This is a genomic window from Clostridium sp., from assembly GCF_016650035.1.
GTDB lineage: Bacteria > Bacillota > Clostridia > Clostridiales > Clostridiaceae > Clostridium_AD.
The window spans coordinates 14,460-30,091 of record NZ_JAENWM010000047.1 but is presented as its reverse complement, the minus strand read 5'-3'; the positions used below and the strand labels follow the sequence as shown (position 1 = coordinate 30,091).

The following is a 15,632-nucleotide window of genomic DNA, read 5'->3' as shown; positions in this document are numbered from 1 at the left end:
GATGGTTTGAAAAAGTTTATCAAACTGTCCGCTTTTTATAATTAAATGCACTTCAGAAGACTCTTTTAATATCTTAAATCTAAGTTTTAGTAAATCTACCAAACTTGGATGAATTATATCGCTCATTTCTCTTATTGTCTGCTCTAAATAGAGCTCAAAGCTATAAAGTAAAATTTGTTCCTTATCCTTAAAATGTCGGTAAAGGGTCATACGAACCACATCAGCTTCAGCTGCGATTTCAAGCATGGTAATATTGTTAAGTTCTTTAACCTCTAGTTTTCTAAATAAGGCTTTCCTAATCATTTCTTTGGATTCATTGACCTGTTTGACTCTTTTCATGTGACACATCTCCTTGTTTTGTATAACTTAACACAAGCCTATTGCTAAAGCCTATAACTCAGTATATACTAAGCCTACAGATGTTACAACGTCACTTTTATTATCAGAGGAGGTATATATGTTTAATAAAGAAAAAGCACTTAAGATTAGTACTATCACCCTTAGCGCCGTTGCAGTTATGGATCTTATAAGAGGATTTATGCATACTTTTAATATCATGTGGGCTTCAGCCTATTTTGCACACATCGATCCAATACCTGATTCATTGATTCTTATGAGTAGCTTTGGTATTGCTAATCTACTATCTGGATTTACTTATTTACTTGTCCTGAAGAAAGCAAAATACCTGTCACCTTATCTACTTGGATTGATTCCATTTGCCTATGTTCTTGGTATTATTAGCCTTAAAGTTAACAATATCACTGGAGAATCAGCTTTTAATGGAAAATATATAATGTTTGTTTACTTAGGTATATGTGCACTTGTTTCAATCTACTATTTTATTTCAGCAAAAAAAGAGTGATATATTTAATAGATTTAAACTTTAAATTGAAATACCCCTATCACTTATTGTGATAGGGGTATAATTACCCTTTAATTTAACTTATCCAGTATTAGATAGAGCTAATACCATTGTATTCAATAGCAACAGAGCTTGTATGCTTCGCGACTTAATTTTAGTGGCTTTAAATATAGACTCAGAATATAAATTTGATGTTAAAAAAAAGCTGTGCTATTAAAATTGGCATAGCTTTTCTTCATTTATTATTTTCCCATCATTTAAATCCACTAGCATTACATAAATATTAGCTCTTATGGACCTCGGCGGTTTATTTGCTAAAAGATCAAATTCACTTGTGCTACCAACGGCTATAGATATTTTTATATCTGCAGTAAGTTCAAGGGGCTTATAAGGGGCTACCAAGTAATAGAGAAGAAGTAATAAATAATTCTGCTGCTGAGGAATTAGAAAATATAATTAATTTGCAAGGCTTAAGAAAAAAGCCCTAAAAAAACTAAAAGACCTTATATAAATTTATATATTTCAATTGATTTCCGCACAAAACTTTTAAAGGACATATATACTCATTGAAAACAAAATGAAGGAAGGAGTGATTTAAATGGCAGTTGTATCAACAAAGGTAGCCAGTGCGCTAAAACTTACTATGAATGTAGGAGTTGACAGCGAAGGTAAAGACAAATATGCAACCAAGAGATTAAGCAATCTAAAAGTTGAAGCGGTGGACGAGGACATTTTTGCTGTAGGAGAAGCTATCTCTAGTCTCAAAACTTATCCATTATTCAGACTAGACAGGGAAGACCAAGTCAATTTAGTTATGGAATAAGCTTATTTAAAGTATCCAGGTCAAATAATTTAAAGGGGGAAAAGTGATATGCATAAATTAGTTATGAGATTTTTAACAGAAACAGAAGGTAAGTATTTCACGTTAACTGTAGATGATATCAAAGCTGACGGAAATGGAGTTCCAACTATTACAGAAGCTGAGGTAAACGCTCTTATGGATTTAGTCATTGCAAAGAACATCTTTGAATCAGCTAATGGTAACTCAATTGGCAAGAAAGATGCTAAGATAGTTACTACCGATACTAGTATAGTTGATGTAGCTTAGGAAAATAGTGCCTGTAAAAGGGCGCTTTTTTTCTGCAAATAGCACAAAAAATAAAATCAGATAAATTAATAAGGAGGAGTAGAATAATGGTAAAATTATGTTTTGATTATGGACATGGTGGAAAAGACAGTGGGGCCTTATATAATGAAAGGAAAGAATCTAATGATGTTTTAAGTTTAGGTAGAGCAATAGCTACAGAAATTAGAAGGTATGGAATTATTGTAGATGAGACAAGAAGTAGTGATACTACCGTAAGTCTTGGAGATAGAAGTGATTTTGAAAATAAAAACACATACGATTATTTCATATCATTTCATAGAAATGCATATATGCCTGAGAAGGCTAAAGGAGTTGAAACCTACACTTACCTAAGTTCAGGTACAAGTTCTAAAGGGTTAGCTAAAAGGATACAAGCATCACTTGTAGCTTTAGGGTTTGTAGACAGAGGAGTAAAGACGGCTAATTTTCAGGTGCTTAGAGCAACTAAAGCACCTGCGATACTTATTGAGATTGGATTTATTGATAACACTAATGATAATAATATTTTCGATAGTAATAGAAGTGAGATTATCAAAGCATTAACTAAAGCTATTCTTACGGAGATAAGTGTAAACTATATTGAGAATTCAGTAGTGCCAGAGGCAACAAGTGGACAAACTCTTTATAGAGTTATGGTAGGGTCTTATTCAGAGAGAGAAAATGCGACTAATCAAGTTCGTAGGTTAACGGAAGCAGGCTTTGATGCAACAATTATGGTTTTTAAAAATTAGTTCGAGCTAGAAATTAAAATAAGGGCAATATAGCCCTTATTTTAAAGACTAGAAAAAATAAAAAATGTAGTATACTATATATAGAGTCAACAATTGAGAATGGAGGTGGGGAAATGCTAAATAATGAAATTAAAGACAATCTTTTAAGGGAAGGAATTCACGCGGATGCTGTAAAATCCTTAGATGAAAAAGGTAAGTGTCTATTTGATATAAATAGCACAAGGGATGTGTGTTTTGAACTTATTGATATGGGTGTTAAGTTTAGTTGTGAACAAAGTATTTTAGATCATGGATTGTATTTGATAAAAATTTTAAATTAGCAGTGGCTAATTTAAATTTTTTTGAAGACCTAAATCATTTATCAACATTAACCCCTTCGATTTCCAATAGTAGTTTTTGTGTGGGGGTTCTATTACCTGCAAACCCTACTAATTTACCACCTTTACCAATAACTCTATGGCAGGGGATAATTATAGGCAAATTATTAAATTTATTAGCTTGCCCTACTGCCCTTACAGATTTAGGATTTCCTATAGCTTCTGCAATTTGTAAATAACACCGAACTTCACCATAAGGTATATCCCTAAGAGCTTTCCAAACTTTTTTTCTGAATTCCGTACCATCAATAGATAAAGGAATATCAAAATACTTCCGTTTACCTTTAAAATACTCTTCTAGCTGAGATATAATTTCTGTACATAGTTCTTTATCTTTGGGTATTTTGTCGTATTTCTTCTTGTATTCCACCCAATCTTCTTCGAAAAGTTCCACTTTTTTAACGCCAATTTCATCCACAACCACATAGATAAGCCCAATAGGGGAATTAAAACTATCATACCCAATTCTCACAAAATCCCTCCTCATAACCAACTATTTCAAATAAAGATGCTTTATTAAATATAATTATCATAAATGTACTATAACGGCTTATAGTTGTCAATTGCAGCTTTGTTTTTATAATAGGCAGCGATATTATTTGAACAAATAGTTAATTCGTGAAATATAAGGGTGAATCTTAACTATCTTCTTGCATATTTATCTTAGGATAGTGTAAGCTATTATTAAAATATTTTTAAAAATTAGGAGGGTTACATATGCAAGGGAAAATGTTTTGCTTTCAATGTGAACAAACTGCAGGTGGTAAAGGTTGTACTAATATAGGAGTCTGTGGGAAAACACCAGAAATTGCAGCATTGCAGGATCTGTTAATTTACCAGTTAAAAGGAATCAGTTGTTATGCTACAAAACTTTTAGATAAAGGTGAAAAACTCCCTAAGACATGGGTATCATTTGTTGAAAATGCACTATTTATGACGTTAACTAATGTAAACTTCGATCCAAAATCACATATGGATATGCTTAAAAAATCTCAAGTGATAAAAGAAGAAGTAAGAAAGAAAGCTTCCAGTGAAAAAGTAAATGCAGAGGAGGCACTATATAATTTAAGTGACTCAAAAGAACAAATTCTTGAAGATGCTAAAAAAGCTGGAGTTATGTATGATGAAACATTAGATGCTGATATACGTTCTGTTCGCGAAACTATAAAATACGGATTAAAAGGTATTGCAGCTTATGCACATCAAGCAAGATTTATTAAATATTATAGTGATGAAGTAGATGAATTTTATTTTGTAGCACTAGCAGTAATGACTGATGATAGTTTAACTCTTCAAGACCTTATTAAACACTTAATGAAAACTGGGGAAATGAGTGTTAAAGTTATGGAAGTATTAGATAAAGCTAATACTGAGAAGTATAGTGACCCAACACCTACAAAGGTTAATGTTAACATTAAAAAAGGACCATTTATAGTTATTTCTGGTCATGATTTAAGGGACTTAGAAATGTTACTAGAGCAAACAAAAGACAAAGGAATAAACATATATACCCACGGTGAAATGCTTCCTTCTCATGGATATCCTGAGTTGAAAAAATATGCACATCTAGTAGGTAACTTTGGAGGGGCATGGCAAGATCAGCAAAAGGAATTTGATGGTATCCCTGGTTGTATTTTAATGACAACAAACTGCTTAATGAAACCAAAAGATTCTTATAAAGATAGAATTTTTTCTACAAGTGTTGTTGGCTGGGATGGAATAAAACATATAGTAGCTGATGAGAATGGTCATAAGGATTTCTCTGAAATAATAAACAAAGCTCTAGAACTGGGTGGCTTCGAAAAAGATGAAGAAGTAAAAGAAATTCTAGTTGGATTTGGTCATAAAGCAACTTTAGCTCATGCTGATACAATAATTAATGCAGTTAAAGAAGGAAAAATTAAACACTTTTTCTTAATTGGAGGATGCGACGGAGCAAGAACAGGAAGAAATTATTACACTGAATTTGCGCAGCTTGTTCCGAAAGATTGTATTATTCTTACTTTAGCTTGCGGCAAATACCGTTTTAACAAATTAGAGTTTGGTGAAGTAGCAGGACTTCCAAGATTACTAGATGTTGGTCAATGTAACGATGCCTATTCCGCTGTTAAAATTGCCTTAGCCTTAGCTGATGCGTTTAAGTGTGGAATTAATGATTTGCCACTAGCAATGGTTATAACTTGGTATGAACAAAAAGCTGTTGCCGACTTATTAGCGTTACTATTCTTAGGAGTAAAAGGAATTTATTTAGGACCTACACTACCAGCTTTCTTAAGTCCTAATGTATTACAATTTCTAGTTGATAATTTTGAAATTAAACCTATAAGCACACCAGAGGAAGATTTAAAACAAATATTAGGATAAAATATGATTCTAAACCAAAATAAAACACTTATTTTAATTAAATAAGTGTTTTATTTTATATTAAAATATGCTAAAATAGGAACGAACGTTTGGGAACCATGTCTAATGGTATATTTTAGTAGTGCTATCCATCCCACACCTAAAGAGAGTGGACTTTCCGCATAAATATTGTAATGGAAAATAAAATTAAACAAATCCATAATGTTATAAAATAATCAACCTAGTGGAATATATTTTAACATTTTTTATTAATATTGTAGCAAATCATGATATAATAGTCTTAAGCAAAGTTGTTAGAACGTTACAACTAAAGGAAGGAACGATGATTATGAAAAAATCAACAGAATACACTGAAATTGAAACACCTAGTATAAGTATTGATAAAAAAATCAATATGATGAAAGAAATTTTTAAAATACTAGAAGAATTCGGGGCTACAAATATAGAAAGATCTAAAACGAGTAAAGAAATAAATAGTAAAATTAAAAAAGAACCTGTAATTAAAGAAATAGGTAAGGTAAACAAAATTAAAAAAACTGGACTAAATACACCTTCATTTATAGGTTCACTTGCGGGCATTATGACTAAGTTTGGAATACTTGCCAAGGTACATAGAGGAGAGAAATCAGAAGTTAAATGGTACATAAAAGGAACTATAAAGATGCTTAATGATATTAAGCCAAAAGATATGTAATAATTAAAAAACCAAGTCTTATATTCAAGACTTGGTTTTTTATTTAAAAATTTACAACAAAGTTAAATATCTCTTAAATGCTATGAAGTATGATATACTATATAAGAAATGTGATATACAAAAACAATAAAACTGGCAAAAATAAATAAGTAACATGTAGGAAGGGGAATTTTTTATGAAAGTACTAGTTATTAACTGTGGCAGTTCGTCTCTAAAATATCAACTTATTAATATGGAAGATGAAAATTGTTTAGCTCAAGGTTTAATTGAGAGGATTGGTAGTGAAGGATCTGTTTTAACTCAGAAAGTAGATGGCAGAGAAAAATACATAATAAAACAAAACATGCAGGATCACAAAGATGCAATTAAATTAGTCCTTAAAACACTTATTGATGAAATCAATGGAGTAATTAAAAGTGTGGATGAAATTTCAGCCGTAGGTCATAGAGTGGTTCATGGTGGAGAATACTATTCTGAATCTGTATTGATTGATGAAAAAGTTATGGAGGCATTAGAAGATTGTTCAAAATTAGCACCACTTCATAATCCAGCAAATATTACTGGAATCAACTGTTGCAAGGAACTTATGCCGAGTACTCCAATGGTGGCAGTATTTGATACAGCATTTCATCAAACTATGCCAGAGTATTCATATATTTATCCACTGCCATACGAATTATATGAAGATCTCGGGATAAGAAAATATGGATTCCACGGAACTTCTCATAAATATGTTTCTCAAGTGGCTGCAGAGATGATGAATAGAGATAAAAAAGATTTAAAAATTATTTCTTGTCATTTAGGAAATGGAGCAAGTATTGATGCAATTAAAAATGGTAAATCTATTGATACGAGTATGGGATTTACACCTCTTGCAGGAATTGCTATGGGAACAAGATCAGGGAATATAGACCCATCAATTATAACCTTCTTAATGCAAGAACTAAATTTATCACCACAAGAAGTAACGGATTTAATGAATAAAAAATCAGGAGTTCTAGGAATTTCTGGAATAAGTAGTGATTTTAGAGATATTTGGGATGCAGCTAAGGACAATAAAAGAGCACAACTGGCTTTAGATGTTTTTCACTATGAAGTTAAAAAATTCATCTGTGCTTATGCCGGTGCTTTAAGTGGCGTGGATTGTATCATATTTACTGCTGGTGTTGGGGAAAACTCAGTGAAAGCTAGAGAAGCTTGTTGCGCGGGATTAGAGTTTTTAGGCATTAAAATAGATGCGGAAAAGAATAATGTTATAGGTAAAGCTGCGGAAATAAGTACAGCAGATTCAACAGTAAAAGTATTTGTAATTCCTACCAATGAGGAATTAATGATAGCAAGAGATACAAAGGAAGTTGTTAATTCATAATATATAATTTAAAGAAACCTCTACAAGTAAAATATTGTAGAGGTTTCTTTTATGTCCATTTTTTATACTTGATTCATAAGTTTATTAAAAGCTAAATCCAACTTGTTTAGAATTAATTCCACATCATTTTCCGTTATAACTAGAGGTGGCTGAAAGGCTAAAACATTTCTACCAGATCCATTTTTACCTAAAAGAACGCCCTCATCCTTTAATGTCTCTAATATAAAGTCAGTTTCCTCGCATGCAGGTTCACCATTTTCGCGTACTAGCTCTGCACCTAACATAAGACCTATACCTCTAACATCATAAATTAATGGGTGCTTTTCCTTTAGCTTAAGAAGGCCATTTTTTAATTTTACTCCTAAATTCTCTACGCTCGAACACAAATCATTATTTTTAATGTAGTCAAGTACAGCTATGGCAGTGCTTGATGCTACTGGATTTCCACCTAAGGTAGAGGCAGAAGCTTTTGTGAATGCTGCAGCAATTCTATCATTTGTGCAAAAGGCTGATATAGGTATTCCGTTTCCAAGAGCTTTTGCCACTGTAATTATATCTGGAACTACATCGTAATGCTCTATAGCGAACATCTTGCCCGTTCTTGCAAATCCTGTTTGAATTTCATCTATGATAAGTAATATACCATGTTTTGAAAGTAGTGTTTTTATTTTTTTGAAGTACCATTTAGGTGGAGTTATAATGCCTCCATTACCTTGTATAGGTTCTGCAATTAAGGCTGCAATTGTTCCTGGGGCTTTATTTTCAATTACCTTTTCTGTAGCTTCAAAGGACTCTTTAGCTGCTTCTTCAAGAGTCTTATCACTGTTATATGAATTAGGCACAAAGGTAACACAATCAGATAGCATAGGGTCTGCTCTCCACATAGGGAGTCCGGTAACACTCATAGTTAAATAAGTTCTACCATGTAGGCTGTTATTTAGTGAAATAAATTCATTTCTTCCTGTATAAAGCCTAGCAAGTAAAAGAGCACCTTCATTGGCCTCTGATCCAGTACAGCAGAAGAAAGAATGCACAATATCTCCAGGTAGAATATATGAAAGCTTTTCAGCAAGAGTAACTATCGGCTCAGTTAAATATATAATACTTGTATGTTGAAGGGTTTTTAATTGAGTTATTGTTGAATCTAATATTTCAGGATTACAGTGACCGCAATTAATAACAGAGACACCTGCAAAAAAATCAAGATATTTTTTGCCTTCTGAGTCAAATAAATACTGCATTTCTCCCTTAACAATTTGGGGTGGGCTTTTATAAAAGTGCTGTGAGCAGGGGAAAAGAAATTCCTTTTTCTTTTGAATTATTTTTTCTGGTCCTATATATTTAAACATTATATTGCCTCCTAGATTTTAATTGAATTGAAAAGCTCCAAGAGTGAATCCACAAGTACCCTGATCTAGCGAATGGAATAAATCATCACATACAGTTAAATCATCAATAGCTTTTCTGTAAATATGCAAAATTTTTCGTAGATTATTAGTATCGTAATGACAGGCTTCGATTCTAAAATTATTTACGCCAATATCATTAAGTTCTTTCAAAAATGGAAGATAACACAGATCTTTACTAAGCGTCATATGATTCCGGCCATTGCTATCAATGTAAACTGGGTGTTCATGTGCTTTTTCATCAACTAAAACTAGTACATTGTTAGGAACGTTAGAATTATCCGCCTGGCTTATAGGTTCTAAAATTTTAGTATTCTCATATAAATCATGATCCATATACATAACCACTGGTGAGCCATGAACTATTATTTCAATAGGAATTGAGGATTTAGTAATAACGTCTTTAGCATCTAGTAGTGGAGTTTCTACAGAAAGAGTAGCAATAGATAAGCCTTGCTTTTCATAAAAATTTGCTGCAGAGTGATTATAAATATTCAGCGAGTAATCACCAATAAGTTCAAGGCCTAGAGATTTAAATTTATTGATAGCACCTAAATTTGTTACAACTAATCCATCAAGTCCTAAATTAGTTTCCTTAAGCAGTTGACTATATTTTGAAAAATCTTCTTCAAGCATCATTCTTGGAAATCCTAGATATACCTTTGTATTTCTTTTGTCTTTGGTTAATTTTAGTATTTCACTTTTACTAAAAGGATGATTTGGTTTAAAAACTTCTCCGGACAAATAAATTCGGTCTACACCTTCCTCAATTGCTACTTTAGCTTGCGCGTAGGAATTTACCTTAACACTTAATTTAGGTATGCATGCCATAGAAATATCTCCCTTTAAAAAGGTTTTTATTTCTTCTATTCTCTGTTTACCAATTTCAATTTCCTCTATAGGCTTACTAAAAACTTTACCGTGACTATAAAATATCCCCGTTCCTTCATAACGTCTATTAATATTTGCGAGACCTGGTTTGCCAAAGGCACTGCTGGTAGATATGTCTCTTTTTCGAGTTTCATAAATACTTTTTGAATCTTTTTTTCTATCATAACAAATAGGGTCCTCTATATATCTATCTATAGCATCGCTGTAGTAGTTAATCATGGTAACTAGATAATCTGCATCCTTCATTCTGCCTTCTATTTTAAAGGATAAGATACCCGCTTCAATCATTTCAGGCAGGTGCTCATACATATACATATCTTTAACAGCCATTGGATATTCTGTAGGATAAATTAGGCCATCCTTTTTCATTGTAAAATGCCAGCGGCAGGGCTTCATGCAAAGGCCTCTATTACTACTTTTTCCGAATAGCATGCCACTATACAAACATTGAGCACCGTGGGCAACACACATATCTCCATGAGCAAAATATTCGAATTCCATAGGGGTTTGGTAATGCAAGCTTTTTATGGACTGTAAATCCATATCCCGAGAGGCAACAACTCTAGAAATTCCATTTTGATTCAAAGCGTTAATAGTTTCTAAATTATGGACATTCATCATTACCGATGAATGGAGAGTTAATTTTAAATTTAAACTATTGATAAATTCCAGTATGGAAAAATCTTGAATAATTAGTGCATCTGGCTGGACTTTATCTAAGAATCTTAGATATTCCTCCGCATCTTTTAAATCCTCCTGACTTAAAAGATTATTTACTGTTATATAAACTTTTTTGTTTAGGGAATGTGCAATAGCAATGGCATTTTCTATTTCATCATTGGATAAATTATAATCTTTTCTATGCATACGCATATTTAATTTCTTGCCACCTAAATATACAGCATCAGCACCACTGCATATAACCTTTTCAAATATTTCAAAGGTTCCTGCAGGGGCTAATAATTCTACTTCTTTATCATTAAAATATCTACTCATATAAAAACGTCCTTTCTTTACATTTAAAGCGAATAATTTTTTATTAAAAATGCATTATAATATTTTTCTTCTTTTATGTGAATAATAATTTTATAACGTGTGGAGGTGTAAAAATGGATTTAGACAATAAATTAATTGAAGACTTTGATAAATGGAAGAAAACATTATACAATGTGATATCTGTGGGTGAAAAAGTAGGTCTATCAGAGGATACAATAACAAACCTGGGTTCAAAAATAGGAGAATTTCTATCCTCTAACGTGGACCCGGAAAATAGGGAACAACGTCTTTTAAAAGAACTCTTCGAAGTTGCAAATGAAAAAGAGAAAGAATCTTTAACTGGTCTAATTATAAAAATGATACAAAGGGATAATTAATTAATCTAACTAATGATATAACCTCTTTCCATCGTTAGAAAGAGGTCATATTTTAATCTATGGTGCATTATTTTATAAATGAGCAGTTATTTTATAAATGAGCTATTTGATACATCTTGTAATTTATAATTACTGTCAGTTAGTTTTTTTGCTTTAAGCCAGATTAAAACTTCTTCTAACTCTTTTTCAGAGGGCATAGAAGCCTTTGTATAATTTGGAAGAGTCAATGTGTTTTTTACAGTTTCGGGGAAGCCAGCCTCTTCAATTACAAAATCAATATAGCTTTCTGTCTTTTCCTCTTTTAAGAATTTAATGGATTTATTATAAGCGTTGTAAAGTGATTTTATTTCTTCAGGTTTTGAGTCTATTGCATCCGTTGTAAACAACATTACACCGGGATTTATGCCAAGTTTTTCAGAACTACTTATAACTCTTCCACCAGAAGCTATGGCGGCACTTGCGAGAGGTTCCGGTAATGTAGCCATATCCAATTTACCGTTATTTAACATCTCGAGTCTAGTAGGTATCTTTGGTATTGCAACTTTTTCTGGTGAGTTTACATCTATATTGGAAGCTTGCATAATTCTATCTGTCAAGTATTCTATAATAGTATTTTTAGAAATTCCTATAGATTTTCCAGTAGATTGTTCTATTTTAGAAATGCCGGAATCTTTTCCGGAAATAAGTTTAAAGCTACCATCCGTTTTTGAAGTGACTTTAACGTCAAAATCACTATCATTGAAAAATACTACCGCAAGCATATCAGATATTGCTCCATCTATTTTACCGGTTTGAAGGGCTGTATCTCTATCGGCTGCACTTTTAAAATGCTCTATTTTAACTTGAATACCTTCTTCTTTAAAATATTCATTATGCTGAGCTATAATTAATGGAAGAGAGTCTACATCAGGCATAACACCAATAGTTAATGTTTTAAGTGATTCTGTGCTTGATTCTTCTTTTTTACTTGAACATCCAATTATACTTACGTTTACGATTAATACTAGTATAAGTGCTAAAAATTTTTTTTTCATTATGTACCTCCAATATTAATTTATCTTACCCTAATATGAATTTTTATTAACAATAAATTTAAAATTTAAAAGAAAGTGAAATATAGGATAAAATTTATAAAGTATTGTAATGAAATGTAAACAACGGAGTGATTATAACACTTAGAGAACATGTTGTAAATGACTATTAACCCATTGTATGGAACAATCTAATTGATAGTTCTATGAACTAAATTAACAAAATATAATATTAATGACCAAATCGCTTTTTTTAATGAATAATGTGAAAAAATATGATAAAATTTTAACTAAGATAGTGAAAAGAATAATTTCTAGATGAAATGTTAACAACGTATTTTGAATTATATTTATGAAATGCAATCCCATAAATAATAATATCTAAACTAAGGGGGATTTAATATGAGTGAAAAGAAAAGAATTGCTATTCTTGGCGGCGGTTACGGTGGAGTATTGACAGCAAAAAAATTAGCTAAGAAATTTAAAAAAGATGAAAATGTAGAAATTACTCTCATCGATAGGAAACCATACCATACTCTGCTTACTGAACTTCATGAAGTTGCAGCAGGAAGAGTTTCCGAGGATTCAATTAGAATTGACCTAAAGAAAATATTTGCCAAAAGAAAGGTAAAGGTTGTACTAGATGAAATTACTGATTTGGATTTTAAAAATAATAAATTAAAATCAGAAAACAATACATACGAATATGATTATTTAGTTATTGGTGCTGGATGTCAGCCAACTTATTTTGGTACAAAAGGTGCAGAGGAATATGCTCGTAAATTATGGTCATATGAGGATGCTGTAGAGTTAAAAGAGCATATCCTTAAAATGTTTAGAAAAGCAGTAAAAGAAACAAACAAAGTGAAAAGACAAAATATGCTAACATTTGTTGTTGTTGGTGGTGGTTTCACCGGCGTTGAAATGATAGGTGAACTTGCTGAGTGGAAAGAAAGATTATGTAAAGATTTCGTTATAGACAAAGAAGAAGTAAAGTTATACGTAGTAGATGCACTGCCTAAAATTTTACCTAACTTACCGGATAAGTTAATTGAAAAAACTAAAAAAAGGCTTGTTAAATTAGGAGTTCAAATAATCACTGGTTCTGGTATTACAGAAGTTACAGAGCACTCTGTTACTATGGGAGACAAAGGCACCATTAATTCCGACACAGTAATTTGGGCAGCTGGTGTTGAAGGCTCAGATATTGTTGGAAAAATGGATATTGAACAAAAGGGAAGAAAAAGAATAGTAACTAACGATAAATTACAATCTTTAGACTATGAAAATGTTTATATTGTTGGTGATAATATTTTCTTTATTCCTGAAGGCGAGGAAAGACCTATTCCTCAGATGGTTGAAAACGCAGAACAATCTGCCCCTATAATTGCACATAACATTTGTAGCGATATAAACGGAAGCAAGGAAAAGAAATCTTATAAACCTTCGTTCCATGGTGTAATGGTATGTATAGGCGGAAAATATGGTGTAGCAAACGTTGGTGCAGGAACTAAATTCTTTGGTTTATCTGGATTCTTTGCATTATTTGTTAAACACTTTATAAACCTTGTATATTTCATCCAGGTTGCTGGATTTAACAAAGCTTGGTCATACTTAATGCATGAGTTTTTCCATGTTAAAGACAATAGAAGCCTTGTGGGTGGGTATTTTTCAAAGTCATCTCCAAATTTCTGGTTAGTAATACTAAGAATGTTCGTTGGGTACAAGTGGCTATCGGAAGGACTTACGAAATTACCTAAGATATTAGATGATCCTACAAAGATTTTCTTAATACCTGCTCCAGTAGTTGATGGAGCATCCGCAGCAACAGCTGCAGTTGAAGGCGCAGCAGAAACAACGGTAGCAGCAGTGGTAGCATTACCGGTGCCAGAATTTATAGAAAAAATAGTTAAATGGTCTATGGATACTTTCTTTTATACAGGAGACGGTGGATATACAGGTCTAGCTACAGTTTTCCAAACAGGCATGGTGCTTGCAGAAATAGTGGTAGGATTATTACTGATAGTTGGACTATTCAGTGCAATTGCTTCACTAACATCAATTGCTATGGGTATTATGATATGGACTTCAGGAATGGCGCCTAGCGAGATGTTATGGTACTTAGCCGCTGGAGTAGCGCTTATAGGTGGATCAGGAAGTACTTTTGGTATGGATTATTATGTACTACCAATTTTAAAGAAATACTGGAAGAGGATAGGATGGGTAAAAAAATCTTATTTATATGTTGATTAATAGACAGAAAAATAAAAATTAAATTTTTAAAAAACCAATGTCCTTTTAAATATTTTTAAAAGGACATTTGTTTTTATAGTGGTATAGTAATAATAAGGAATTATCTTCATAACAACAAAAATTAAAAAATAATTGGACATAGGTGATGAAATGAGTGAATTATGGGAAAATTACCCTGATATTACAGAGGAATTACAAGCTGTACAGAAAATAATTGTGAATAATGTGAAATCCAGTGAGAAAGAGTTTGATGAAGCTATTTCTCCACTAGTTAACGCAGGAGGAAAGATGCTAAGACCTGCTTTTTTACTATTAGCAGCAAAATTTGGAGAGTATGACAAGGATAAAATGCACAATTTAGCAGCAGCCATTGAAATGATGCATATGGCTACACTGGTTCATGATGATGTTATAGATGAATCTAAACTAAGGCGTGGCGTAGAGACTATACAGCACAAATATAGTAAAGAATATGCAGTGTATATAGGAGATTTTTTATTTTGCCAATGTTTTATAATGCTAGCATCATATAATTATTCTACGGAAAACTTAAAAGATATTTCAAAGGCTATATCTAAGATATGTATGGGTGAAATTATACAACATAATATGAGATACGTAAAAAATACAAATCTTAAAAAATACATAAAGGTTATATCTGGAAAAACAGCAGCGCTATTTGCTATTAGTTTTTATACTGGCGCAAGGGAATCGAAATGCACTGAGAAAACTTCAAAACTACTTGGAAGAGTTGGCTACTATATCGGAATGGCTTTCCAAATAATAGATGATTTGCTAGATTACAGTGGAGATACTACCAAACTGGGTAAAACCGCTCAAATCGACTTAATTAAAGGTTATTATACACTACCATTAATATATGCTATGTCTGAAGACAAAGAAAATAGAATTTCAACTATTTTAGATAACTCGTCATTAAATGAAGAGAATGTAAAAGAAATAACTATTCTAGTTAATAAATTTAATGGGATAGATAAAGCTAAAAATTTAGCTGATAAATACACAAAAAAAGCGTTTGATTATATAGAGAAATTGCCACAGTGCGAAAGTAAAAAAATAATTAAAGATATAACAGAAAAATTATTAAATCGTAATTCCTAAAGATTTCTAGAA

At 32.0% G+C, this 15,632-nt stretch carries 17 protein-coding genes; 11 read left to right on the top strand and 6 right to left on the bottom strand.

Annotation, left to right across the window (positions count from 1 at the left end):
• The coding region (locus JJD95_RS12070) for a TetR/AcrR family transcriptional regulator (RefSeq protein WP_291643278.1) at positions 1-339 on the bottom strand (339 nt) is incomplete at its 3' end.
• A 118-nt stretch (positions 340-457) separates the two neighbouring features.
• On the opposite strand from JJD95_RS12070, the gene JJD95_RS12065 reads away from it, so the two are divergent.
• Positions 458-862 (top strand): hypothetical protein, encoded by a 405-nt coding sequence (locus tag JJD95_RS12065; protein WP_291643277.1) that lies wholly within the window; start codon positions 458-460, stop codon positions 860-862.
• Positions 863-1,075: 213 nt separating this feature from the next.
• Here the strand turns inward: JJD95_RS12065 and JJD95_RS12060 are convergent, their stop codons facing one another.
• Entirely contained in the window at positions 1,076-1,264 is a 189-nt protein-coding gene (locus JJD95_RS12060) for a hypothetical protein (RefSeq protein ID WP_291643276.1), read from the bottom strand.
• A 196-nt stretch (positions 1,265-1,460) separates the two neighbouring features.
• Here JJD95_RS12060 and JJD95_RS12055 point away from each other — a divergent pair, with 196 nt between their 5' ends.
• From JJD95_RS12055 to JJD95_RS12040, 4 genes are all read left to right on the top strand, one after another.
• Positions 1,461-1,685 (top strand): DUF1659 domain-containing protein, encoded by a 225-nt coding sequence (locus JJD95_RS12055; protein WP_291643275.1) that lies wholly within the window; start codon positions 1,461-1,463, stop codon positions 1,683-1,685.
• A gap of 48 nt (positions 1,686-1,733) precedes the next feature.
• Complete coding sequence (locus JJD95_RS12050) at positions 1,734-1,970, top strand: DUF2922 domain-containing protein (protein WP_291643274.1); 237 nt, start codon at positions 1,734-1,736, stop codon at positions 1,968-1,970.
• A gap of 86 nt (positions 1,971-2,056) precedes the next feature.
• A complete protein-coding gene (locus tag JJD95_RS12045; protein ID WP_291643273.1) occupies positions 2,057-2,740 on the top strand; it encodes an N-acetylmuramoyl-L-alanine amidase in 684 nt (227 codons plus the stop codon).
• Positions 2,741-2,853: 113 nt separating this feature from the next.
• Positions 2,854-3,060: a hypothetical protein gene (locus JJD95_RS12040; protein WP_291643272.1), complete on the top strand. Its 207-nt coding sequence runs from the start codon at positions 2,854-2,856 to the stop codon at positions 3,058-3,060.
• Positions 3,061-3,094: 34 nt separating this feature from the next.
• Here JJD95_RS12040 and JJD95_RS12035 read toward each other — a convergent pair whose 3' ends face one another.
• The gene (locus tag JJD95_RS12035; RefSeq protein ID WP_291643271.1) at positions 3,095-3,589 is read right to left on the bottom strand and encodes a methylated-DNA--[protein]-cysteine S-methyltransferase; all 495 of its coding nucleotides are present in this window, start codon (positions 3,587-3,589) and stop codon (positions 3,095-3,097) included.
• Between the two features lie 245 nt (positions 3,590-3,834).
• Here JJD95_RS12035 and hcp point away from each other — a divergent pair, with 245 nt between their 5' ends.
• The 3 genes from hcp (at position 3,835) to JJD95_RS12020 (ending at position 7,544) form a co-directional block, all read left to right on the top strand.
• On the top strand, positions 3,835-5,481 hold the full coding sequence (gene hcp, locus JJD95_RS12030; RefSeq protein ID WP_291643270.1) for a hydroxylamine reductase: 1,647 nt from the start codon (positions 3,835-3,837) through the stop codon (positions 5,479-5,481).
• Positions 5,482-5,809: 328 nt separating this feature from the next.
• Positions 5,810-6,175: a hypothetical protein gene (locus JJD95_RS12025; RefSeq protein ID WP_291643269.1), complete on the top strand. Its 366-nt coding sequence runs from the start codon at positions 5,810-5,812 to the stop codon at positions 6,173-6,175.
• Positions 6,176-6,350: 175 nt separating this feature from the next.
• Positions 6,351-7,544 (top strand): acetate/propionate family kinase, encoded by a 1,194-nt coding sequence (locus tag JJD95_RS12020; RefSeq protein WP_291643268.1) that lies wholly within the window; start codon positions 6,351-6,353, stop codon positions 7,542-7,544.
• Between the two features lie 62 nt (positions 7,545-7,606).
• On the opposite strand, the gene JJD95_RS12015 is transcribed toward JJD95_RS12020, so the two are convergent.
• Positions 7,607-8,893 carry an aspartate aminotransferase family protein gene (locus JJD95_RS12015; RefSeq protein WP_291643267.1) on the bottom strand — a complete coding sequence of 429 codons (1,287 nt, stop codon included), beginning with the start codon at positions 8,891-8,893 and terminating at the stop codon, positions 7,607-7,609.
• Between the two features lie 18 nt (positions 8,894-8,911).
• Positions 8,912-10,837 carry a U32 family peptidase gene (locus JJD95_RS12010; RefSeq protein WP_291643266.1) on the bottom strand — a complete coding sequence of 642 codons (1,926 nt, stop codon included), beginning with the start codon at positions 10,835-10,837 and terminating at the stop codon, positions 8,912-8,914.
• A 113-nt stretch (positions 10,838-10,950) separates the two neighbouring features.
• Between JJD95_RS12010 and JJD95_RS12005 the strand changes: the two genes are divergently transcribed.
• On the top strand, positions 10,951-11,214 hold the full coding sequence (locus tag JJD95_RS12005; RefSeq protein WP_291643265.1) for a DUF3243 domain-containing protein: 264 nt from the start codon (positions 10,951-10,953) through the stop codon (positions 11,212-11,214).
• A gap of 86 nt (positions 11,215-11,300) precedes the next feature.
• On the opposite strand, the gene JJD95_RS12000 is transcribed toward JJD95_RS12005, so the two are convergent.
• Positions 11,301-12,248 (bottom strand): ABC transporter substrate-binding protein, encoded by a 948-nt coding sequence (locus JJD95_RS12000; RefSeq protein WP_291643264.1) that lies wholly within the window; start codon positions 12,246-12,248, stop codon positions 11,301-11,303.
• A gap of 399 nt (positions 12,249-12,647) precedes the next feature.
• Here JJD95_RS12000 and JJD95_RS11995 point away from each other — a divergent pair, with 399 nt between their 5' ends.
• Together JJD95_RS11995 and JJD95_RS11990 are read left to right on the top strand one after the other, a co-directional pair.
• The gene (locus JJD95_RS11995) at positions 12,648-14,498 is read left to right on the top strand and encodes an FAD-dependent oxidoreductase (protein ID WP_291643263.1); all 1,851 of its coding nucleotides are present in this window, start codon (positions 12,648-12,650) and stop codon (positions 14,496-14,498) included.
• Between the two features lie 150 nt (positions 14,499-14,648).
• Positions 14,649-15,620 carry a polyprenyl synthetase family protein gene (locus JJD95_RS11990; protein WP_291643262.1) on the top strand — a complete coding sequence of 324 codons (972 nt, stop codon included), beginning with the start codon at positions 14,649-14,651 and terminating at the stop codon, positions 15,618-15,620.
• The last annotated feature ends 12 nt before the right edge of the window (positions 15,621-15,632 follow it).